19 protein-coding genes and 1 pseudogene are annotated in these 20,882 nt (G+C 73.9%); 6 read left to right on the forward strand and 14 right to left on the reverse strand.

Annotation, left to right across the window (positions count from 1 at the left end; genetic code table 11):
* The first annotated feature begins 301 nt into the window (after positions 1-301).
* Positions 302-1,828 (forward strand): hypothetical protein, encoded by a 1,527-nt coding sequence (locus B085_RS0102625; protein ID WP_018557001.1) that lies wholly within the window; start codon positions 302-304, stop codon positions 1,826-1,828.
* A 123-nt stretch (positions 1,829-1,951) separates the two neighbouring features.
* On the opposite strand, the gene B085_RS0102630 is transcribed toward B085_RS0102625, so the two are convergent.
* A complete protein-coding gene (locus B085_RS0102630; protein ID WP_018557002.1) occupies positions 1,952-3,193 on the reverse strand; it encodes an NAD(P)/FAD-dependent oxidoreductase in 1,242 nt (413 codons plus the stop codon).
* A gap of 154 nt (positions 3,194-3,347) precedes the next feature.
* On the reverse strand, positions 3,348-4,250 hold the full coding sequence (locus B085_RS0102635) for a TIGR01777 family oxidoreductase (protein ID WP_018557003.1): 903 nt from the start codon (positions 4,248-4,250) through the stop codon (positions 3,348-3,350).
* Between the two features lie 50 nt (positions 4,251-4,300).
* Between B085_RS0102635 and B085_RS0102640 the strand changes: the two genes are divergently transcribed.
* On the forward strand, positions 4,301-4,786 hold the full coding sequence (locus tag B085_RS0102640; protein WP_018557004.1) for a GNAT family N-acetyltransferase: 486 nt from the start codon (positions 4,301-4,303) through the stop codon (positions 4,784-4,786).
* Positions 4,787-4,826: 40 nt separating this feature from the next.
* On the opposite strand, the gene B085_RS0102645 is transcribed toward B085_RS0102640, so the two are convergent.
* The 6 genes from B085_RS0102645 to B085_RS0102670 all read right to left on the reverse strand — a co-directional run bounded on the left by B085_RS0102645 (position 4,827) and on the right by B085_RS0102670 (position 12,892).
* Positions 4,827-5,342 (reverse strand): DUF4240 domain-containing protein, encoded by a 516-nt coding sequence (locus B085_RS0102645; RefSeq protein ID WP_018557005.1) that lies wholly within the window; start codon positions 5,340-5,342, stop codon positions 4,827-4,829.
* Positions 5,343-5,403: 61 nt separating this feature from the next.
* Positions 5,404-6,369 (reverse strand): helix-turn-helix transcriptional regulator, encoded by a 966-nt coding sequence (locus tag B085_RS0102650; RefSeq protein WP_018557006.1) that lies wholly within the window; start codon positions 6,367-6,369, stop codon positions 5,404-5,406.
* Positions 6,370-6,740: 371 nt separating this feature from the next.
* Positions 6,741-8,498, reverse strand: coding sequence for a 2-oxoglutarate dehydrogenase, E2 component, dihydrolipoamide succinyltransferase (sucB, locus tag B085_RS0102655; protein WP_018557007.1), 1,758 nt, complete (start codon positions 8,496-8,498; stop codon positions 6,741-6,743).
* Positions 8,499-8,549: 51 nt separating this feature from the next.
* On the reverse strand, positions 8,550-9,938 hold the full coding sequence (lpdA, locus tag B085_RS0102660; RefSeq protein WP_018557008.1) for a dihydrolipoyl dehydrogenase: 1,389 nt from the start codon (positions 9,936-9,938) through the stop codon (positions 8,550-8,552).
* A gap of 303 nt (positions 9,939-10,241) precedes the next feature.
* A complete protein-coding gene (locus B085_RS0102665) occupies positions 10,242-11,753 on the reverse strand; it encodes a leucyl aminopeptidase (protein ID WP_018557009.1) in 1,512 nt (503 codons plus the stop codon).
* 290 nt (positions 11,754-12,043) lie between these two features.
* Positions 12,044-12,892 (reverse strand): adenosylcobinamide-GDP ribazoletransferase, encoded by an 849-nt coding sequence (locus B085_RS0102670; protein WP_018557010.1) that lies wholly within the window; start codon positions 12,890-12,892, stop codon positions 12,044-12,046.
* A gap of 69 nt (positions 12,893-12,961) precedes the next feature.
* On the opposite strand from B085_RS0102670, the gene B085_RS0102675 reads away from it, so the two are divergent.
* Positions 12,962-13,699, forward strand: coding sequence for a hypothetical protein (locus tag B085_RS0102675; RefSeq protein ID WP_018557011.1), 738 nt, complete (start codon positions 12,962-12,964; stop codon positions 13,697-13,699).
* Positions 13,700-13,750: 51 nt separating this feature from the next.
* On the opposite strand, the pseudogene B085_RS51815 reads toward B085_RS0102675, so the two are convergent.
* From B085_RS51815 to B085_RS0102690, 3 genes and pseudogenes are all read right to left on the reverse strand, one after another.
* Positions 13,751-13,948, reverse strand: a pseudogene (locus B085_RS51815) (phosphatidylglycerol lysyltransferase domain-containing protein); the annotation flags it as partial.
* Between the two features lie 378 nt (positions 13,949-14,326).
* Entirely contained in the window at positions 14,327-15,370 is a 1,044-nt protein-coding gene (gene cobT / locus B085_RS0102685) for a nicotinate-nucleotide--dimethylbenzimidazole phosphoribosyltransferase (protein ID WP_026250609.1), read from the reverse strand.
* A 40-nt stretch (positions 15,371-15,410) separates the two neighbouring features.
* Positions 15,411-16,613, reverse strand: coding sequence for a bifunctional adenosylcobinamide kinase/adenosylcobinamide-phosphate guanylyltransferase (locus tag B085_RS0102690; protein WP_018557014.1), 1,203 nt, complete (start codon positions 16,611-16,613; stop codon positions 15,411-15,413).
* Between the two features lie 69 nt (positions 16,614-16,682).
* On the opposite strand from B085_RS0102690, the gene B085_RS0102695 reads away from it, so the two are divergent.
* Positions 16,683-16,889 carry a hypothetical protein gene (locus B085_RS0102695; RefSeq protein ID WP_018557015.1) on the forward strand — a complete coding sequence of 69 codons (207 nt, stop codon included), beginning with the start codon at positions 16,683-16,685 and terminating at the stop codon, positions 16,887-16,889.
* Positions 16,890-16,977: 88 nt separating this feature from the next.
* Here B085_RS0102695 and B085_RS0102700 read toward each other — a convergent pair whose 3' ends face one another.
* Genes B085_RS0102700 through B085_RS0102710 form a run of 3 tightly spaced genes read right to left on the reverse strand, consistent with a single transcriptional unit; the run spans position 16,978 to position 19,464 of the window.
* On the reverse strand, positions 16,978-18,078 hold the full coding sequence (locus B085_RS0102700; RefSeq protein WP_018557016.1) for a S1C family serine protease: 1,101 nt from the start codon (positions 18,076-18,078) through the stop codon (positions 16,978-16,980).
* A 49-nt stretch (positions 18,079-18,127) separates the two neighbouring features.
* Complete coding sequence (locus B085_RS0102705; RefSeq protein ID WP_018557017.1) at positions 18,128-18,859, reverse strand: class I SAM-dependent methyltransferase; 732 nt, start codon at positions 18,857-18,859, stop codon at positions 18,128-18,130.
* Positions 18,860-18,906: 47 nt separating this feature from the next.
* Positions 18,907-19,464 carry a DUF3043 domain-containing protein gene (locus B085_RS0102710; protein ID WP_018557018.1) on the reverse strand — a complete coding sequence of 186 codons (558 nt, stop codon included), beginning with the start codon at positions 19,462-19,464 and terminating at the stop codon, positions 18,907-18,909.
* A 228-nt stretch (positions 19,465-19,692) separates the two neighbouring features.
* Here B085_RS0102710 and B085_RS0102715 point away from each other — a divergent pair, with 228 nt between their 5' ends.
* Positions 19,693-20,484, forward strand: coding sequence for a PspA/IM30 family protein (locus B085_RS0102715; protein ID WP_018557019.1), 792 nt, complete (start codon positions 19,693-19,695; stop codon positions 20,482-20,484).
* A gap of 20 nt (positions 20,485-20,504) precedes the next feature.
* Positions 20,505-20,783 carry a PspA-associated protein PspAA gene (pspAA, locus tag B085_RS0102720; protein WP_018557020.1) on the forward strand — a complete coding sequence of 93 codons (279 nt, stop codon included), beginning with the start codon at positions 20,505-20,507 and terminating at the stop codon, positions 20,781-20,783.
* Positions 20,784-20,882: the final 99 nt, after the last annotated feature.

Consider the following 20,882-nt stretch of genomic DNA (forward strand, 5'->3'; position numbering starts at 1 on the left):
GCCTCAGCAACTGTACGTCCGGTGGGGTGGTGTCCTGCACGGGGCCGAGGGCTTAGCACCCGGCAAAGGGCAAAGGAAGCGTTCTGCCGATATGTGGGTGCAGATTCACCCGATACGGCGAATGGGAGGCGCTCGGGTCGTGAGTGAGTCGATACAGAACGTTACATTCGCGCCGTTCTGCGGATGCCCCGGCGGGCCGCGGACGGTGGACACCGCCCCGGACGCCCGCGACGCCGCACACGCCCGAACACCCGCAACCTCGCACGCCCGCACGCCCGGAAGGCAGGGGACCGCACCACAGATGTCCGACCGTTCCTCGCAGCGCCCCCCGAACCGTCAACTGGCCGCCCTGATCGCCGAGGCCGGGTTCTCCAACGCCGGGCTCGCCCGCCGGGTGGACCAGCTCGGCATCGAGCACGGTCTGGACCTGCGGTACGACAAGACCTCCGTCACCCGGTGGCTGCGCGGCCAGCAGCCCCGGGGCACGACGCCCGCGCTCATCGCCGAGGTCTTCACCCGGCGGCTCGGGCGCCGGCTGTCCGCCCACGACCTCGGCCTCGACGCCGTCGCACCCGTCTACGCGGGGCTGGAGTACGCCTCCTCCCCGGAGGAGGCCGTCGAGATCATCTCCGGGCTGTGGCGGAAGGACACCGGCAACCAGGCCGACCTCCGCAAGATCGCGTTCACCCCCGCCGGGCTCGTGGTCCCCAGCCGCGACTGGCTGATCGGCCGCGCCGACGACCGGGTGGGGCGCGGCCCCGAGCCGGGCGCCGCCCCGGCGGGCGCGGGCGGTCCGGGGCACGGCGCCGGACCCGGGTCGGCGCGGCTGCCGGCGCAACGGGCCGGCGGCGGCTTACGCGGCGCGCACGCACCGGTCGCGGTGGCCGCGCCCGCGGTCTTCGGCGGCACCGGCCAGCGGGTCGGCATGGGGGACATCGCCGCCCTGCGCTCCGTCGGCGAGCTCTTCCGCACCCTCGACAACGCCTACGGCGGCGGCCACGCGCGGCAGGCCCTCGTCCGCTACCTGGAGCACGAGGCCGAACCCATGCTGCGCGGCAGCTACGGAGAGACGATGGGCCGCCGTCTCTTCGCCGCCGTGGCCGACCTCACCCGGCTCGCGGGGTGGACCTCCTACGACATCGGCGCCCACGGGCTCGCCCAGCGGTACTTCGTGCAGGCCCTGCGGCTCGCGCAGGCCGCCGGGGACCGCGTCTACGGGGGGTACGTCCTCGTCACGATGAGCCGCCAGGCGGTCTACCTCGGGCACGGCCGTGAGGCCGTCCAGCTGGCGCGGGTCGCCCAGCAGGGGGTCGGCAGCGGAGCCCCCCCGGTCGTGCAGGCGCTCTTCCACGCGGCCGAGGCACGCGGTCACGGGCTGCTCGGCGAGGTCCGCGCCTGCACAGCGGCACTGGTGCGGGCCGAACGCGCCCTGGAGGCGGTCAGGAACGGCGACGACGTCCCGTCCTGGGCGCGCTTCTTCGACGAGGCCCAGCTCGCGGACGAGTTCGGCCACTGCCACCGCGACCTCGGCCAGTACCGCGCGGCCTCGCAGCACGCGGAGCGCTCGCTGCACCTGCGCGGCCACGCGTACGCCCGCAGCCGCGTCTTCTGCCGCACGGTGCTGGCCACCGCGCGGCTCGGCCTCGGCGAGGTCGACGCCGCCTGCGCCCTCGGCGCGGAGGCCATGCAGGCCGCCGTCGAGATGCGGTCGGTGCGCGCCGTCGAGTACGTCCGCGACTTCAGCCGCCGCCTCGACACCCACCGCGACGCCGCCCCCGTCCGCGCCTTCCACGACCGCGCGACGGCCCTGGGGGTTCCCGTGGGGTGAGGCCTCCTCCGGGCGCCGGGACGGGGGTGCGGGGGTGCCTGGGATGCCGATGGGGTGGCTGTGCTCGTGAGTGGGTGCGGGTTCGTCTCGCGCCCTTCGGGCGGGAGACCCGGCGAAGGGCCCCTACGCCGCGAGCGGCTGCGTGTCGGGGCCCTGGCGGAGGCCGACGTCGCGCAGCAGGTGCTGGGCGGCCCGGCGCCCGGAGAGGAGCGCGCCCTGGACCGTGCTGGTGTCGCGGTGGTCGCCGCAGACGTAGAGGCCCTGCAGTATCCGCACCGGGCGGCGCAGGTCGTGCGGGGCCGTCATCGCTGGGAGCGCCTCGGCGTCGTGGTGGACGGCGAGCAGTTCCCATCCGGCGGTGGGCGTGCCGTAGAGCTCCGCGAGGTGGGCCCGGACGGCGATGTCGTCCGGCGCGGGGGCGGCCGCGGGGCCCAGCAGGACGGAGGTGACGAGGGCGCGGCCCACGGGGGCGCGGGAGGGGTCGACGAGGCTGGCCGGAAACGTGTGGGAGACGGGGCCGCGCCGGTCCGCGTCGAGTACGAGCGCGGGCTGCTTCAGCGGGGCGGCCGACGAGGCGTGGTGCAGGACGGTGACGCCGTGGAAGGCGGGGACCCGCAGCCCGGGCAGCAGACCGGCCGCCGCGCGGGCCCCGGTGGCGACGACCACGGCCCGGCAGGGGATCTCGTCCCCGCCCGCGGTGCGGACGCCGTTCGTGGCCGCGGCGACCGCCCGCACCCCGGTGCGGACCGTACCGGGCGGCAGCGCGGCGGCCAGCGCCTGCGGCACCGTGGCCGCGCCGCCCGCCGGCAGGCACGTACGGCCGAGGGCGAACCCGCGCAGGACCAGGTCGGCGACCCGGCTGGAGGTCGTGAGGTCCGGGTCGCAGAGCAGCGCGGACAGCAGCGGCCGCAGGTACCCGTCGACCGTGCGCGGCGCGAAGCCGCGCGAGGCGAGGGCGGCCGCGGCCGTGGTCTCGGGGCGCTCCAGAAGGCGTTCGGCGGGCGCGTCGGCGAGGCGGTTGAGCGCCGTCCGCAGCCGGGCCTTGTCCAGGGGCGAGCCGATGGGCGCGCGGGCCGCGGCGAGCGCGGCACGCGGGTCGCCGACGCGGTAGCCGCGGCCCGCGGAGCGCACCAGGACGCCGGGCGAGAGCGGCCGCAGCTGCAGCCCCTCCAGTTCCGGGGTGCGGCGCAGCTCCGGATAGGAGGTGTTGAGCAGTTGTGGCCCCCGGTCGAGAAGGAAGCCGTCGACCTTCTCGGTGGCCATGCGGCCACCGACCCGGTCCTCGGCCTCCAGCACGGTGACGGTGAGCCCCGCACTGGTGAGGTGACGCGCCGCGGAGAGACCGGCGAGGCCGGCCCCGATCACGCACACGTCCGTATGTGAACCCGTAGAGCGTGCTGTAGAGAGCACGATGCCCCTCCCCGAGGTCGGCACGTTTCCCCGCTCGCGTCAGCTGGTGCTGGAACCGTCATGCCCACTCACGCGCCAACTGATGCCGGAAAACGGCTGTGGGTGGCATTCAGTGCCTTTCTTCGGCCAGTGCGGCGCGGATCGCATCCTCGATCCCGGGGTGGGCGTAGGTGAATCCGGAGTCCAGCAGCACCCGCGGCACCGCGCGGGTACTGCCGAGGATCTCGGTGGCGAACTCACCGACGACGGAGCGCAGTACGGGCCCGGGGACGGCGAACACCGTGGGCCGGCGCAGCACCCGTCCCATCGCCCGGGTCACCTCGGCGTTGGTCAGCGGCTCGGGCGCGCACAGGTTGACCGGCCCGGAGACGGAGTCGGTGGCGATGATGTGGCGCAGTGCCGCGATGTGGTCGTGCAGGGAGATGAAGCTCCAGTACTGGCGTCCGTCGCCGAGCCGGCCCCCCAGGCCCGCCTTGAAGAGCGGGAAGAGCCGGCCCCACGCCCCGCCGCTGCCGGAGACGACCAGTCCGGTGCGGGCGAACGCGGTGCGGACGCCCGCCTCGCGGGCCGGGTCGGCGGCGGCCTCCCAGTCGCGGCAGACGGAGGGCAGGAAGCCGGTGCCCAGCGGTGCGCTCTCGTCGACCTTGCGGTCGCCCGTGTCGCCGTACGCCGTGATGCCGGAACCGCTGACGAGCACCCGCGGCGGGGTGTCCAGGGAGGCGAGGGCCCGCGCGAGGGTCGCCGTGCCCCGCACACGGCTGTCGCGGATGGTCCGCTTGTAGTCGTCCGTCCAGCGGTGGTCGCCGACCCCGGCGCCGGCGAGGTTGACGACGGCCTCCACGCCCGCGAGCCGCGCGGTGTCGACGGTGCCTGCCTGCGGGTCCCAGCGTGCCTCGTCCGGCCCGGAGGGCTCGCGCCTGACGAGGCGTACGACATCGTGCCGGTCGGAGCGTAGGGAGCGGACCAGGGCGGAGCCGATGAGGCCGGACGAGCCGGTGATGGCGATGCGCATGGGGACATCGTCGCGCGGAACGGCCCTCCTGGTGTGGGAAGGTGACCCGCATGTCCGACATCCGTGTGCGACCGGCCCTGCTCTCCGACGACCCCGCACTCGTGCGTCTGGAGCGGGCGACGTGGTCGACCCTGCATGCGGTGCGGGCACCGCGGGAGGAGAACGAGGACTTCTTCGGCGAGCGCTTCGGCCCGGACGCCTTCCTGGTGGCGGAGACCGACGGGCGGCTCGCCGGTTTCGTCGGGCTGGTGCCGCCGACGCCGCTGGCCTCCAACGCCCATGTGCGCCAGATCCATGGCCTGGCGGTCGACACCTGGGCGCGGGGCCGCGGGGTGGGGCTGGAACTCGTCCTGGCGGCCGTGGTGGAGGCCCGCCGGCAGGGCGCGGTGCGCGTCACGCTGCGGGTGCTGGGCCACAACACCCCGGCCCGGCGGCTGTACGAGGCGGCCGGCTTCACCGTGGAGGGCGTGCTGCCCGGGGAGTTCCTGCTGGACGGTGTCTACGTGGACGACGTGTGCATGGGGCGCCGGGTCTGACGGGTCACCCGGTGCGGGCGGCGGGGCCCGGCGGTACGGCTCAGCCGAAGCGCTCCCAGAGCCGGGGGAACCGCTCCGCCACCGCGGCCGCGTTCTCGAAGTCGATGTAGACGCCCTCCGGCTCGGCGGGCTGCGCCGGCAGGTCCAGGTCCGGCAGCCGGACCCCGGTGAGCTGCTCGTACGCCTCGTCCGCCGCGTAACCGAGGTCCTCGGCGTCGCCGTCGACCTCCGGGTCGAAGGCGCCGGTCAGCTGCGCGAGGCTGTCGGGGTCGTGGACGGCCCCCTCGAAGACGTGCCGGCCCTGGCCGATGAGCCAGCAGCGGAAGAAGTCGAACGCGTCGTCACCGGCGCCCCCCAGCATCAGGTCGGCGGCGCCCCACACGTCCCAGCGGTAGGCCCGGTTGAAACGGCTCTCGAAGTGCCGGGCGAAGTCGACGACGGACTCCGGGTCGAGCTGGGTGAGTCGTTCCACCAGGAGGTCGGCGTGCTCCTCCGGGTCGCCCCCCGCTGCCTCACGCGTGCTGTCGACGATCTCCCAGAACTCCGTCTCGTCCATCACCGCTCCAGCATCCTGGCTGCGGCCCTCCCACGCACGCGGAACACGGCAGACGCGCCCCTCAGGAGTAGAGGGCGGCCATGGCGCGGACCGCGCCGGCCAGCCGCTCGCGCAGGGCGTCCGGGCCGAGCACCTCGGCGTCGGGGCCGAGGGACAGGAGCTGTTCGTAGGCGACGTCCTGGCCCTCGACGGCGAGGGTGACGGTCACCCGCCCCCGCGCGTCCGGGGGTGCGGCGGCCGCGAGGGCCTCACGGGCGGCGGTGCGGTCGGTGACGTACGGCAGGCGGCGGGCGCCGTCGGGCGTGAGCCGGAGGACGACCTCGTCCCGGAGCATCGAGCGGGCGAACTCGGCGGCGCGGGCCTCCCAGAACGCGGGCAGATCGAAGTCCGGGTCTCTGCCGAAACGATCCTCCGTGGGCTCCGCCGAGGTGAACCGGTCCACCCGGTAGACCCGGACGTCCGCGCCGCAGCGCGCCACCGCGTACCAGACACCCCCCTTGAGCACGAGGCCGTACGGGTCCAGTTCGCGCTCCACCTCCGCCTCGCCCCGCCGGTACCGGGCCCGCAGCCGCCGGTCCCCCCACACGGCCGCGGCGAGCGACGGCAGCAGCCGCGGCGTCTGCGGTTCCTGCCACCAGCCGGGCGCGTCCAGGTGGAAGCGCTGCGCCGCCGAGCGCGGTGCGTCCCGCAGTTCGGGCAGCAGGGCGGCGGAGACCTTCAGACGGGCCGAGGAACCCGCGTCGTGCAAGCCCATGGCCCGCAGCGCGGCGGGCACCCCGGACAGGAAGAGCGCCTCCGCCTCCGCGCGGGCCAGCCCGGTCAGCCGGGTGCGGTAGCCGTCGACCAGGCGGTACCCGCCGGCGCGCCCCCGCTCGGCGTAGACCGGCACCCCCGCCTCGGACAGGGCCAGGACGTCCCGGCCGACGGTGCGTTCGGACACCTCCAGGGCCGTGGCGAGTTCGGTCGCCGTCATCGACTCGCGGGACTGGAGCAGGAGGACGAGGTGGATCAGTCGTGCCGCACGCATGCCCCCGAGGCTATGCGGTCGCCCCGGGCGACGGGACGGGGCCGGTCCGGGAGGTCCGGACCGGCCCCGCCGGAGCCCGCTGCGTGCGCGTCAGCGCGGGGGAAGGACTCCGCAGCGCGCAACCCGCCAGGGCGGCCGGGCCGGTGGGGACGGTGGCGCCCCGGCGGGAGCCGGTGACGGCGATCGGCCGTCACCGCGGGGCGGGTTCACCGGCGTCCGGCTCCCCGGCCCTGCCCCCTCCAGTACGTCCGCCGGGCCGGGGCCGTTCAATCCGGCGGTGATCCCCCGTCGAGGGCACAACGGCCGAGGCCCCAGCCCGGGAAGGGGCTGGGGCCTCGGCCGTCGTACGGTCCCGCGGGGACTCCGGTCGGTTACAGACCGAGGTCGCCCTCGAACTCGCCGGCCTCGAGACGGGCCTTGACGTCGTTCAGGTAGCGGGCGGCGTCCGCGCCGTCGACCAGCTGGTGGTCGTACGACAGGGTCAGGTACGCCACGTCGCGGATCGCGATGGTCTCACCCAGGTCCGGGTGGTTGACGACCATCGGGCGGCGCACGGTGGCGCCGATGCCGAGCTCGGCGACCTGCGGGTAGTTCACGATGATCGTGTCGAACAGCGCACCGCGCGAACCGGTGTTGCTGATCGTGAAGGTGCCGCCGGAAAGGTCGTCCGGGCTGATCTTCTTGTTGCGGACCTTGCCGGCCAGCTCGGCGGTCTTCTTGGCGATGCCGGCCAGGCTCAGGTCGCCGGCGCCCTTGATGACCGGGACCATCAGGCCCTGCTCCGAGTCCACCGCGATGCCGACGTTCTCGACGTCGTGGTAGGTGACGGTGCCGTCGTCGTTGATCTTGGCGTTGATGACCGGGTGGGCCTTCAGCGCCTCGGCGGCGGCCTTCACGAAGAACGGCATCGGCGAGAGCTTGACGCCCTCGCGGGCCAGGAAGGACTCCTTGGCCCGGGCCCGCAGCCGCATGATCCTGGTGACGTCCACCTCGACCACGGTCGACAGCTGCGCCTGGTTGTGCAGGGCCTTCATCATGTTCTCGGCGATGACCTTGCGGATGCGGGTCATCTTGACCGTCTGACCGCGCAGCGCGGCGGCGGCGGCCGGCACCGTGACGCCCGCGGACGGGGCCGGGGCGGTCGGAGCGACAGCGGCGGCCTTGGCGGCCTCGGCGGCGGCCAGGACGTCCTGCTTGCGGATGCGGCCACCGACACCGGTGCCCTTGACCGAGGCCAGGTCCACGCCGTTCTCGGCGGCGAGCTTGCGCACCAGCGGGGTCACGTACGCGCCCTCGTCGGTGGGCGCCGTCGCCGAGGGGGCGGCCGCGGCAGCCGGGGCAGGGGTGACCGGAGCCGGAGCCGGAGCGGCGGCCGGGGCGGGCGCCGGAGCCGGAGCCGGAGCGGCGGCCGGAACCGGAGCCGGAGCCGGGGGAGCGACCGGGGCGGGCGCCGGAGCCGGGGCCGGAGCGGCGGCCGGCGCGGGGGCGGCCGGGGCCGGGGCGGCGGCGGGAGCGGCACCGGCGGCACCGATGACGGCGAGCTTGGCGCCGACCTCGGCGGTCTCGTCCTCACCGACGAGGATCTCCAGCAGGGTGCCGGCGACCGGCGACGGGATCTCGGTGTCGACCTTGTCGGTGGAGACCTCGAGCAGCGGCTCGTCGGCGTCGACGCTCTCGCCGACCGACTTCAGCCAGCGGGTGACGGTGCCCTCGGTCACCGACTCGCCCAGTGCGGGCAGCAGCACCGGGGTGCCCTCGGAACCGCCGGCCGGAGCCGCGGCCGGGGCGGGAGCGGCGACGGGAGCCGGCGCGGGGGCGGGGGCCTCCTGCACCGGAGCCGGCGCGGGCGCCTCGGCGGCGGCCGGGGCGGGGGCGGCAGCGGGGGCACCCGTGCCGTCGTCGATGACGGCCAGCTCGGCGCCGACCTCCACCGTCTCGTCCTCGGCCACCTTGATGGAGGAGAGGATGCCGGAGGCGGGCGCCGGGATCTCGGTGTCGACCTTGTCGGTCGACACCTCGAGCAGCGGCTCGTCGGCCTCTACGCGCTCACCTTCGGCCTTGAGCCAGCGGGTGACGGTGCCCTCGGACACGCTCTCGCCGAGCGCCGGCAGGGTTACGGAAACCGCCATGGTTTCGGTTGCTCCTAACGATCTGTGCGGATGGTTCTGCGTGTCCGTGTGTCAGTCGTGCGAGTGCAGCGGCTTGCCGGCCAGCGCGAGGTGGGCCTCGCCGAGGGCCTCGCTCTGCGTGGGGTGCGCGTGGATGAGCTGCGCGACCTCCGCGGGCAGGGCCTCCCAGTTGTAGACCAGCTGGGCCTCGCCGACCTGCTCGCCCATGCGGTCACCGACCATGTGGACGCCGACCACCGCACCGTCGCGGACCTGGACGAGCTTGATCTCGCCCGCGGTCTTGAGGATCTTGCTCTTGCCGTTGCCCGCCAGGTTGTACTTCAGGGTGACGACCTTGTCCGCGCCGTACAGCTCCTTGGCCTTGGCCTCGGAGATGCCCACGGAGGCGACCTCGGGGTGGCAGTACGTGACGCGCGGCACGCCGTCGTAGTCGATCGGCACGGTCTTCAGACCGGCCAGCCGCTCCGCGACGAGGATGCCCTCGGCGAAGCCGACGTGGGCCAGCTGCAGGGTCGGGACGAGGTCACCGACAGCGGAGATGGTGGGCACGTTGGTGCGCATGTACTCGTCGGCGAGGACGTAGCCGCGGTCCATGGCGACCCCGGCCTCCTCGTAGCCCAGGCCCTGGGAGACCGGACCGCGGCCGACGGCCACGAGCAGGACCTCGGCCTCGAACTCCTTGCCGTCGGCCAGGGTGACCTTGACGCCGTCGGCGGTGTACTCGGCCTTGGAGAAGAAGGTGCCGAGGTTGAACTTGATGCCCCGCTTGCGGAAGGCACGCTCCAGCAGCTTGGAGCTGTTCTCGTCCTCGGCCGGCACGAGGTGCGGCAGGCCCTCGACGATGGTGATGTCGGCGCCGAAGGACTTCCACGCCGAGGCGAACTCGACGCCGATGACACCGCCGCCGAGGATGATCGCCGACTTCGGCACGCGGTCCAGGACCAGCGCGTGGTCGGAGGAGATGATGCGGTCGCCGTCGATGGCCAGGCCCGGCAGCGACTTCGGCACGGAGCCGGTCGCCAGCAGGACGTGCCGGCCGGTGTAGCGCTGGCCGTTGACGTCCACGGAGGTCGGGGAGGAGAGCCGGCCCTCGCCGGTCACGTAGGTGACCTTGCGGGAGGCCACCAGGCCCTGCAGGCCCTTGTAGAGGCCCGAGATCACGTCGTCCTTGTACTTGTGGACCCCGGCGATGTCGATGCCCTCGAAAGTGGCCTTGACACCGAACTGCTCGGCCTCGCGGGCCTGGTCCGCGATCTCACCGGCGTGCAGCAGAGCCTTTGTGGGGATGCAGCCGCGGTGCAGGCAGGTGCCGCCGAGCTTGTCCTTCTCGATCAGGGCGACGTCCAGACCGAGCTGCGCCGCGCGCAGGGCCGCGGCGTAGCCGCCGCTACCGCCACCGAGGATCACTAGGTCGAAAACGGTGCTGGCGTCGTTCGCCACGTCACGTCCTCCATGCATGGATACGCCGGAGCCGGTCCGTCGTGACCGGGCGGCGGCTTTTGTTCGGCCGCTTCTGTTAAACGGGGCCCTGTCGTGCCGAGACAACATCTTCGCACTTGTTCGGGGCGGACGAGGCACCGGGCCGGTGTCTGAGACGTACGGAACGTCCCCGGCTGGTGCTACTCGCCGGTATCCCCCACGGAATACGGAGTGGTTGCACTCTTTGCTCGCTCTTGGCGAACGCGTACGGCCCCGGATGCCATACCCGGGGCCGTACGGAATGTGCCGAGGCTTACACCGCGGTCAGAGCAGCTCGCCCTCGCCGGCCTTCTCGGCCACGCGCACCAGGGTGCGGATGGCGGAGCCGGTGCCGCCCTTGGGGGTGTAGCCGAAGGGGCCGGACTCGTTGAAGGCGGGGCCCGCGATGTCCAGGTGGGCCCAGGTGATGCCCTCGCCGACGAACTCCTTCAGGAACAGGCCGGCCGCCAGGCCGCCGCCCATGCGCTCGCCCATGTTCGCGATGTCGGCGGTGGGGGAGTCCATCGCCTTGCGCAGGTCGGCCGGGAGCGGCATCGGCCAGGACTGCTCGCCGACCTCGGTCGCGGTCTCGTGCAGCGCGGTGCGGAAGGCGTCGTCGTTGGCCATGACGCCGAACATGCGGTTGCCGAGCGCCAGCACCATGGCGCCGGTCAGGGTGGCCACGTCGATGATCGCGTCGGGCTTCTCCTCCGAGGCGCGGGTGAGGGCGTCGGCCATCACCAGACGGCCCTCGGCGTCGGTGTTGAGCACCTCGACGGTCTTGCCGCTGTACATCTTCAGCACGTCGCCGGGGCGGGCGGCGCTGCCCGAGGGCATGTTCTCGGCGAGCGCCAGCCAGCCGGTGACGTTGACGGGCAGGCCCAGGCGCGCGGCGGCGACCACGGTGGACAGCACGGCGGCGGCGCCGCTCATGTCGCACTTCATGGTCTCGTTGTGGCCGGCCGGCTTCAGGGAGATGCCGCCCGAGTCGTAGGTGATGCCCTTGCCGACCAGCGCCAGGTGCTTGGCGCTCCGGCCCTTGGCGCCCGTGTAGGCGATCTTCACCAGGCGGGGCGGGTTCGCCGAGCCCTGGCCGACGCCCATGATGCCGCCGTAGCCGCCCTTGACCAGGGCCTTCTCGTCCAGGACCTCGATCTTGAGGCCGTGCTCCTTGGCGGCCTCCTGCGCGAGGGCGGCGAAGGACTTCGGGTGGAGGTCGTTCGGCGGCATGTTGATCAGGTCACGCGCGCGGTTGACCTCGGCCGCGATGACGGCGGCCCGCTCGGCGGCGGCCTTGTACGCCTTGTCCCGCGGCTTCGCGCCGAGCAGGGCGACCTCGGCGAGCGGCGCCTTGCCGTTGGAGGACTGGTAGGCGGTGTACACGTAGGCGCCGAGCAGCGCGCCCTCGGCGACGGCCTGCGCGGCGTCCGCGTTCTGCACCGGGAGCGCGTAGGCGGCCTTCTTCGACCCGGACAGCGCGCGGGCGGCGGCACCGGCGGCCTTGCGCAGCGCCTCGGTGTCGTACGCGGCGCCGTCGGCGGGGGCCTCGCCGAGCCCGACCGCCAGCACGACCGGGGACTTCAGGCCGTCCGGAGCGGGGAGCTTGGTCACCTCACCCTCAGCGCCCGAGGCGCCCAGCGTCTCGAGCGTCGCGGCGAGCCGCCCGGCGAAGGCCTGGTCCACCGCCTCCGCCCCGGCGGCGACCTCGGGGCCCTTGGCGCCCTTGGTCACGCCGACGACGACGGCGTCAGCGCGCAGCGCTGCCGCGGAGGAGGTGCTGAGAGTCAGTGCAGTCACGGTGATGCGGATCCTGTTCCTTCGGGGGTCCAATACTTGACGCCGGACTCCGTCCGGCTCCCCTCGTGTCCCGATGCCGGGCGTCCTTCGCGGCACGGAACGGGGGTGCAGGACCGACCTTACGCTCACTCCTGTCACTTGCGACCACGACCTGGGCCCATGACCGCGAAGGCGCGGGTTTTCCCTAGGAGGGCGCGTCCGCGCGGCACCCCCCGAGGGTGCCCGACACCCCTTCGCCCGGCGGGAGTTGTGGCATCCGCCGACGCCGCGGCGCGGTCGTCGCGCGGCGCTCAGCCCAGGGTCAGCACCAGCAGCGAGGTCGTCGCCGCGGTCTCGCACAACGCGCCGAAGACGTCACCGGTGACGCCGCCCAGGCGCCGGCGGCACCGCCGGAGCAGCAGTTCCGCCGCGGCCAGCGCCAGCACCGCCGCCGCCGCGCAGCGCACCGCGTCCGGCGCGCCGAAGGCGGCCCCGCAGGCCGCGCAGACCGCCACCGTCAGCGCGGCGAGCGCCCGGGCGGTACGGACGGGGACGACGCCCGCCACGGTCGCGCCGAGCCCCCCGGGCCGGGCCGGCGGCACACCGTCGCGGCAGGCCAGCGTCATCGCGGCGCGCGAGGTGAGCCCCGCCAGGGCGGCGGCCACCGCGCCCCGGGTCCAGGACTCGCCGTACAGCTCGGCGAGCACGGCGACCTGCGCCAGCAGGACGAGGACCAGGGTGAGCACCCCGAAGGGCCCGATGTCGGACTGCTTCATGATGCGCAGCGCGTCCTCGGCGGGCTTTCCGCTGCCCAGTCCGTCCGCGGTGTCGGCCAGCCCGTCCAGGTGCAGCCCGCGCGTCAGTGCGGCCGGAACGGCGGCGCTCGCGACCGCGGCGGGCAGCGGCCCCGAGCCGAGGAGCAGCAGCAGTCCGCCGGCCGCCGCCGCGCACAGCCCCACGACCAGCCCGACCGGAGGCGCCCACAGCATCCCGGCGCGGGCCGCCGGGCGGTCCCAGCGGCCGACGTGGACCCGCAGCACCGTCAGCGTGCCGAAGGCGAAGCGCAGTCCCTCGGCCGCCGTCGCGGCCGGGGAAGCGGCAGGGGGCGCGGGGTTGGGCGCGGGGTTGGGCGCGGGGTCGGGGGCGGGGCCGGCGGTCATGGCGTGCAGGGTAACCGCCGGGACGGAACCGTATAGTGCCGCATACGGGGCGAATCTGGAGCAATCGGCATGAGCGACTGGTGGTACCGCAACATCATCGAGCCGGGAAAGCTGCCGCTGCTCCTCGCGCTGGGCGCGTTCGTGCTGACCTTCCTGGTCACGCGGATGATCACCCGTCTCATCCGGGCCGGCCGGGGCCCCTTCCGCAACATCTCCTCCGGCGGCACCCACATCCACCACGTGGTGCCCGGGATCATCCTCATGACGATCGGCGGCTTCGGGGGCGTCGCCAGTTCCTCACAGGGCTTCGGCGCCGGCCTGTCCGCGGTCCTGTTCGGCGCCGGAGCGGGTCTGGTGCTCGACGAGTTCGCGCTCGTGCTCTACCTCGACGACGTGTACTGGAGCGATCGCGGCCGCAAGAGCGTTGAGGCCGTCGTCGTCACCTTCTCCGTCGTCTCGATGATGCTCCTCGGCCTGGTCCCCTTCGGCGTCGACTCGGTGACCCCGGACGAGCAGCAGAGCCGCGTCTCGGTGATCCTCACCATCGCCGTCAACTTCCTGTTCGTCCTCCTCGCCCTCGTCAAGGGCAAGCTGCGCTCCGCCGTCCTCGGCGTCTTCGTGCCCTTCGTCGCGCTGTTCGCCGCGCTCCGGCTGGCGCGCCCGGACTCGCTGTGGGCCGAGCGGCTCTACTCCCGCAGGCCCCGGGCGGCGCAGCGGGCCGAGGCCCGGGCCGCCCGCCACGACGCACGCTGGGCGGGACCGCTGAGGCGGCTCCAGGACTGGCTCGGCGGCTTCACCGAACGCTGAGCGGGACGGCGGCCGGACCGCCCCGCGACCACCCCGCACGCTCGCGCCCGCTCACCGCCGGGCCGAGGGCATCCTGGGCGCGGCGAGGAACCCCTCGGCGCGTGCGCTCGCCAGACCGATGCGCGGGAGTTCGCCGCCCTTCTCGAAGAGCAGGAAACGCGGTTCCCAGACGGGCCGGTACTTGGCGTTGGCGCGGTACAGCGACTCGATCTGCCGTCACCGGGAGAAGAAGGTCAGCAGCGCCCGCCACCCCAGCGACACCCGGTTCTGCGGGTGGCCGCGGACCTCGGGGACGGCCGTCGCAGCGGCCGGGAACAGCAGGTAGAGCCCGGCGAGGACGAGGTTGAGCAGCCAGGCCGCGCGCTTCCCGCGGCGCATCGTGACCGCCAGGAAGAGCGCGAGGAAGGTGGGGGTGTACCCGGCGGTCAGCAGGTACGGCGTGACGTACTCGTCGACGTCGTGCCGCCGGATGTCGTTGCCGAAGGACACCCACACCGCACCCAGCAGGTCGACCACACCGGCCACGCGCAGATACCCGACGGTGAACACCGCGCAGCGCTCACGCCGGACCGAGACGGCCGTTCCCATAAGTCCGGATCCTACGGGAACGGCACGTTCCGTGATGCGTCAGAAACGTTCCGGCAGCTCCGCCGACAGGGCGGCCGCCGCCTTCAGCAGAGGCAGCGCCAGCAGCGCGCCGGTGCCCTCACCCGCCGTCACCTTCTGGTCCAGCAGCGGCTCGATGGACAGCCGGTCCAGCGCCTTGACCTGACCGGGCTCACCGCTGGCCTGCCCGGCCAGCCACCAGTCCGGCGCCCGGAAGGCGATGCGCTGCGCGACCAGCGCGCACGCCGCCGACACCACGCCGTCCAGCACCACCGGCAGCTTCCGCACCGAGGCCTGCAGCAGGAAACCGGTGATCGCCGCCACGTCCGCGCCGCCGACCGCCGCCAGCAGCTCCAGCTGGTCGCCCAGCACGGGCCGGGCCCGGCGCAACGCGTCGCGGATCGCCGCGCACTTGCGCATCCAGGCGATGTCGTCGATGCCCGAACCCCGGCCGGTCACCACCGAGGCGTCCGTACCGCACAGCGCCGCGACCAGCACCCCGGCCACCGTGGTGCCGCCGACGCTCAGGTCGCCGAGGAGCACCAGGTCCGTGCCGGAGTCCGCCTCCTCGTCCGCGACCGCCATACCGGCCCGGAACGCCGCCTCGGCCTCCTCGGCCGTCAGCGCGTCCTCCACGTCGATCCGGCCGGAACCGCGCCGCACCCGGTGCGCCGTCACGTCGGCGGGCAGGTCCTCGGCCGGGGCGTCCACGCCCACGTCCACCACCCGGACCCCCGCGCCGTACTGACGGGCCAGCACATTGACCGGCGAGGCCCCGTCCAGGACCCGTCGCACCAGCTCCACCGCGGTGCCCTCGGTGCGGGCCGACACCTTCAGCGCCGCCACCCCGTGGTCCGCGGCGAAGAGCACCGCCTTGGGGTGCTCGATCGGGCGTACGGTCGCCACGCCCTGGGCCGCCGAAAGCCAGTCGGCGAGCTCGGCCAGCCCGCCCAGCGCGCTCGCCGGACGCACCAGCCGCTGCCAGCGATCGCGGGCGTCACGGCGCACACCGGCGTCCGGACGCTCCACCAGGGTCGCGAAGTCATCAAGGTTCAGGCCGCTCACGGGGTCGAACACTACCGGTCCGAGGGGCCGCGCGCCGAGGTCAGCCCCGCAGCGGCAGTGCCTGTCCCGCGACCACCAGCACCACGTGCTCGGACTCGTCGGCCAGCGCGACGTTCAGCCGCCCCAGCTCGTCCCGGAACCTGCGCCCGCTGGCCGTGGCCGGGACGACCCCGGAGCCGACCTCGTTGCTGACCGCCACGACCGTACGGCGGGTCGCGCGCCAGGCCGCGGTCAGTTGCCCGACACGGCGCCGCAGTTCGCGCTCGGCGCCCCCCGCCCACGCGTCGTCGTCCCACGCGCCGAGCTCGTCCATGGCGTGCGTCAGCCACAGCGACAGGCAGTCGATCAGCAGCGCCGGCCCGTCCGCCTCGGCCAGCAGCGGCAGCAGGTCGCAGGTCTCCACCGTCCGCCAGGACTGCGGGCGCCGCTCCCGGTGCAGTGCCACCCGCTCCGCCCACTCCGGGTCGCCGCCCCGGATCCCGCCGGTGGCCACGTACACCACGTCGGGGAAGGCCGACAGCCTGCGCTCCGCCTCCACCGACTTGCCCGACCGCGCGCCGCCCAGCACAAGCGTGCGCCGCGGCACATCGGGTACGTCGTGGATGTCGCCGACCGTCAGCGTCGTGCCGTCCGGCACCGCGCGTGCGCCGAGCGCGGCCAGCCGGCGCCGCAGTTCCGGCCCCGGGTGGACGCGGTGGTCCAGGTGGACGGCGACCACGTCGGTGGTGCTCCCAACCGCGCCGGCCGCGCGCAGCCGCGCCAGCGCGTCAGGCCGGCCCACCGCGTCCAGCAGCACCGCCCGGTACGGCTCCACGGCCTCCGGCAGCCCCGCGGGCGCGCACTCGGGCGGCAGGTACAGCAGCCGCTCGCCCCCGGGTCCCGTCACCTCGTACCCGGAGCCGGGCGCGTCGACCGGGACCGCCCGCGCCCGGTGGCCGGTCGGCAGCGCGATCTCCTGCCCGGGCGCCACCCGGCCCGGCGCGGGCAGCCCCGCCGGGATCTCCACGGCCGGCCCGTCGTGCGGGTGCGACAGCAGCACCTGGCGCACCCCGGTGAGCGAGTGACCGGAACGCGCCGCCGCGAAGGCGAGACCGGGCGTCAGGTCGAGCAGCAGCACCCCGTCCACGAGCAGGGAGGTCGCCGCCCGCGCGTCGTCGCCCACCGCCGTCTCGCACGCGGCGCACGGGCAGCCGGGGAAGGGCAGGCCGTCGGGGCCCCCGGTGCCGAGGAGAGTCAGTTCCACGTGCAGATCCTCTCGCGTCCGCGCACGCTACGCTGCCGGGCAGGCACCCCCAGGGACGAGGAGACGGACATGGCGTGGACGTGGCGTTTCGAGAAGACCGACGGCACGGAGGTCACCCCCGCGGTCGAGCCCGAGGAGTTCACCACGCAAGGTGACGCCGAGTCATGGATCGGCGAGGTCTGGAAGGACCTCCTCCAGGGCGGCGCCGACCAGGTCCACCTCTTCGAGGACAGCACGAAGATCTACGGCCCGATGAGCCTGCACGCCGACGAGTAGCCGCCGTGCCGCGGCGGCCGGGAAAGCCGGCCGTCGGGGCGGGGTCGTGGGACGTCCCACGACCCCGCCCCCTGCCGGGCACCCGGCACTACTGGAGCTGCCCCAGCGTGACCTTGACGGTCTTCTGGGTGCCGCCGCGCTGGAAGGTGACGTCCACGGTGTCGCCGGGCGCGTGCTGCACCAGGGCCTCGGACAGCGACTGCAGCGTGGTGATGTCGTCGTCCCCGACCCCGGTGATGACGTCCCCCGGCCTGATGCCGGCCTTCTCGGCCGCCCCGCCCCTGGTGACCTCGACGACGCCCACCCCGGCAGGCTGGAAGTTCTCGTCGAGCACGGTGCGCCCGGCGATGCCCAGCGCCGCGCGGCCGGAGTCGACGACCCTGCCGTGCTCGATGATCTGGTCCGCGATGCGGGTGACGGTGGCCGCCGGGATGGCGAAGCCGATGCCCGGCGCGGAGGAGTCGCCCATGGTGGGGTTGAGCGCCGCGAGCGTCGGGATGCCGATGACCTGGCCGGAGAGGTTGACCAGCGCGCCGCCGCTGTTGCCCGGGTTGATGGGCGCCGAGGTCTGCACCATGTCGGCCAGGGTGGCGCCGGTGCCGCCCTCGGCCCCGGTCTCGCTGACCGTACGGCCCACGGCCGAGACGATGCCCTGCGTGACGCTGCTGTTCAGGCCGAGCGGGCTGCCCATGGCGAGCACGATCTGCCCGACCTGGACGTCGCGGGACCGCCCGAAGGCCGCCGCGCGCAGCCCGTCCGGCGGGTCCTCCAGCTCGATGACGGCGAGGTCCTGCTCGGGATAGGCGGCCACGAGCCGGCCCTTGTGGAGGGTGTCGCTGTTGGCGAGGGTGACCTCGAAGGTGTCGGCGCTGCCGACGACATGGGCGTTGGTGACGATGTGGCCCTTGGTGTCGTAGACGATGCCGGAGCCCAGTCCCTCGGACGTGTTGATCTGGACGACGGACGGCAGCACCGCCTTGACCACCTGCTGGTAGGAGCGCTCCAGATCGCGGGCGCCGGCCGGCTCGGAGGCGGAGACGGGCGCGGGCGCGGAGGACGCCGCGCCGGGTGAGGGGGAGTCCTCCGTGCATCCGGCTGTCAGGCTCCCGCAGCACGCGACGGCCAGCAGCAGGGCCGCCGCCCGCAGTGCCGCCGGGGGCCGCCATCGGTTCGGCTTGGAATCGCGCATGACCGAAGTGTCGCGTTCGCGGCGCTCCGTCCCGGGTATCCCGCCCCGATCAGCTCCGTACGCCGCACAGATGCAGCAGTGCCGCGACTCCCCGGTAGGGGTCGGTGCGCCCGGCCAGCTCCTCGGCGGTCAGCAGTTCCTCCGGCACCTCCACGGCGTCGTCCGGCGCCGTGTCGGTGAAGACCCGCACCCCGTACCAGGCGTGCAGCGGCGCGCCGATGGCGCTGAGCGTCGTCGTCAGGTCCGCCCGCCGGTCGGCGCGGGCGGGCAGCCCCAGCCGGTTGGTGTACGTGTCGCCGCCGAAGGCCGCCAGCGCGTCGGCCCAGTCGCCCTGCAGCGCGGGCCGCATCGCCAGGGCGTCGGCGTTGCGCACCAGCAGCGACAGCAGCCCGCCGGGGGCCAGCACGCGGGCGAGCGCGGCGACCATGGCGTCCGGCTCGGGCACGTACATCAGCACGCCGTGGCAGAGCACCACGTCGAAGCTGCCGGGCCCGAAGTGGCGGCCGGTCTCCCGGCCGTCGCCCTCGACGAGGGTGATCCGCTCGCGTATGCCCTCGGGCTCGGCGGCCACCGCCTCGCGCAGGACGGCCGCCATCTCGGCGTCCGCCTCCAGGCCGGTGACCAGGTGACCCGCGCGGGCCAGCCGCAGCGCCTGGGTGCCCTGGCCGGGGCCGACGTCGAGGATCCTGAGCCGGCGCCCCACGGGGAAGCGCGCGGTGATCTGCTCGTCGAGCTGGCGCGCGACGAGCTCCTGGCGCACGGTGTTCCGGAGTCCGCCCAACCGCTCCAGCCACGGGCCCGCGGCGGCGGCGAACCCGCCGTTCCCGCTCAGAGCTTGGTGCCGCGCTTGACCTGCGGCTTCGGCAGGCGCAGTCGGCGCATCTGGAGGGTCCGCATGAGGGCGTAGGCCACGGCGCCCTTGGTGGGCTTGTCCGGGAAGCGCTTCGCCAGCTCGCGGCGGAGCAGCAGGCCGCTGACGGCCGAGTCGACGACGATCAGCACGATCACCACGAGCCACAGCAGCAGGGAGATGTTCTGCAGCGCCGGGTTCTTGAGCATGCTGAGCACGAGGATGACCACGGCCAGCGGCAGGAAGAACTCCGCCACACGGAAGCGCGAGTCCACGTAGTCGCGGGCGAACTTGCGCACCGGGCCCTTGTCACGGGCGGGCAGGTAGCGCTCGTCGCCGTTCATCAGCGCTTCGCGCTGCTTGGCGAGGTCGGCGCGCCTGGCCTCACGGGCCTGCTTGGTGGCGGCCTTGCGGTCGGTGGGTGCGGTCACCGCCTTGCGGCGCTGCGTCTGGGCATCGCTGCGTTTGGGGGTGGGGCGGCCCTTGGGAGCCTGCGGGTCGCGGGGCTGCCGGTCCTCCACCACAGTGGTGGACACGGTCTGCTCGGTTTGGGAACGACGTCGGAACACGACTCCAAGGTTACGTGCTCGCCGACGAGACCCCCAGCCCCTCACCTACTCCCTGGGCCTGAGGTCATCGAACTGTGATCGTTCCTAAGGATGAGCGCATCCGCAACAGAACAGTGGGGTAATGGAACCAGGGCCCGTACTGTGGGGTCTGTAGAGGTGTGCCGGCGAGCTGAATGAAGGGGGCGCGCGAGGCCCATGAGCGGTGTCATGAAGCGGATGGGGATGATCTTCCGCGCGAAGGCCAACAAGGCCCTTGACCGGGCCGAGGACCCGCGCGAGACGCTCGACTACTCGTACCAGAAACAGCTGGAGCTGCTGCAGAAGGTGCGCCGCGGTGTCGCGGACGTCGCCACCTCGCGCAAGCGCCTGGAGCTGCAGCTGAACCAGCTGCAGCAGCAGTCCGCGAAGTACGAGGACCAGGGCCGCAAGGCGCTCGCCCTGGGCCGGGAGGACCTGGCCCGCGAGGCTCTGTCGCGCCGTGCCGCCCTCCAGCAGCAGGTCACCGACCTGGAGACGCAGCACCAGACGCTGCAGGGCGAGGAGGAGAAGCTCACCCTCGCCGCCCAGCGGCTGCAGGCCAAGGTGGACGCCTTCCGCACCAAGAAGGAGACCATCAAGGCCACCTACAGCGCGGCCAAGGCCCAGACCCAGATCGGCGAGGCCTTCTCCGGCATCTCCGAGGAGATGGGCGACGTCGGCCTGGCGATCCAGCGGGCCGAGGACAAGACCGAGCAGCTGCGCGCCCGGGCCGGCGCCCTGGACGAGCTGCTGGCCTCCGGCGCCCTCGACGACCCGACCGGGATCGCCAAGGACGACATCCAGGCCGAGCTCGACCGCCTCTCCGGCGGCAGCGACGTCGAGCTGGAGCTGCAGCGCATGAAGGCCGAGCTGGCCGGCGGCTCCCCGCAGCAGGCCATCGAGGGCGGGCAGCAGCAGGGACAGACCCAGTCGCAGCCCCAGGACCAGCCCCGGTTCGACAAGCAGTAGACACCCCGGAGGAGGGCGTCGTGATCGTACGGATCATGGGCGAGGGCCAGGTGACGGTGGACGAGAGCCACCTCGCCGAACTCGACAAGCTCGACGACGAGCTCCTGGCGGAGATGGAGAGCGGTGACGAGGCCGGGTTCCGGCGCACGCTCACCGCGCTCCTCGACGCCGTCCGGCGGCTCGGCACACCGCTGCCGGACGACTCCCTGGAGCCGTCCCAGCTGATCCTGCCGGCCTCGGACGCCACCTTGGAGGAGGTCCGGGAACTACTCGGGGACGAAGGCCTCATCCCCGGCTGACACCTCGCCGACCAGCGCACTCGCCGACGTGCCCCGGCCCGGTACCGCACCGGGCCGGGGCACGGCCGTCCGTGGGGACCCGTACCGTTGATGAGCGTG

The organism is Streptomyces sp. BoleA5 (genome assembly GCF_000373665.1).
GTDB lineage: Bacteria > Actinomycetota > Actinomycetes > Streptomycetales > Streptomycetaceae > Actinacidiphila.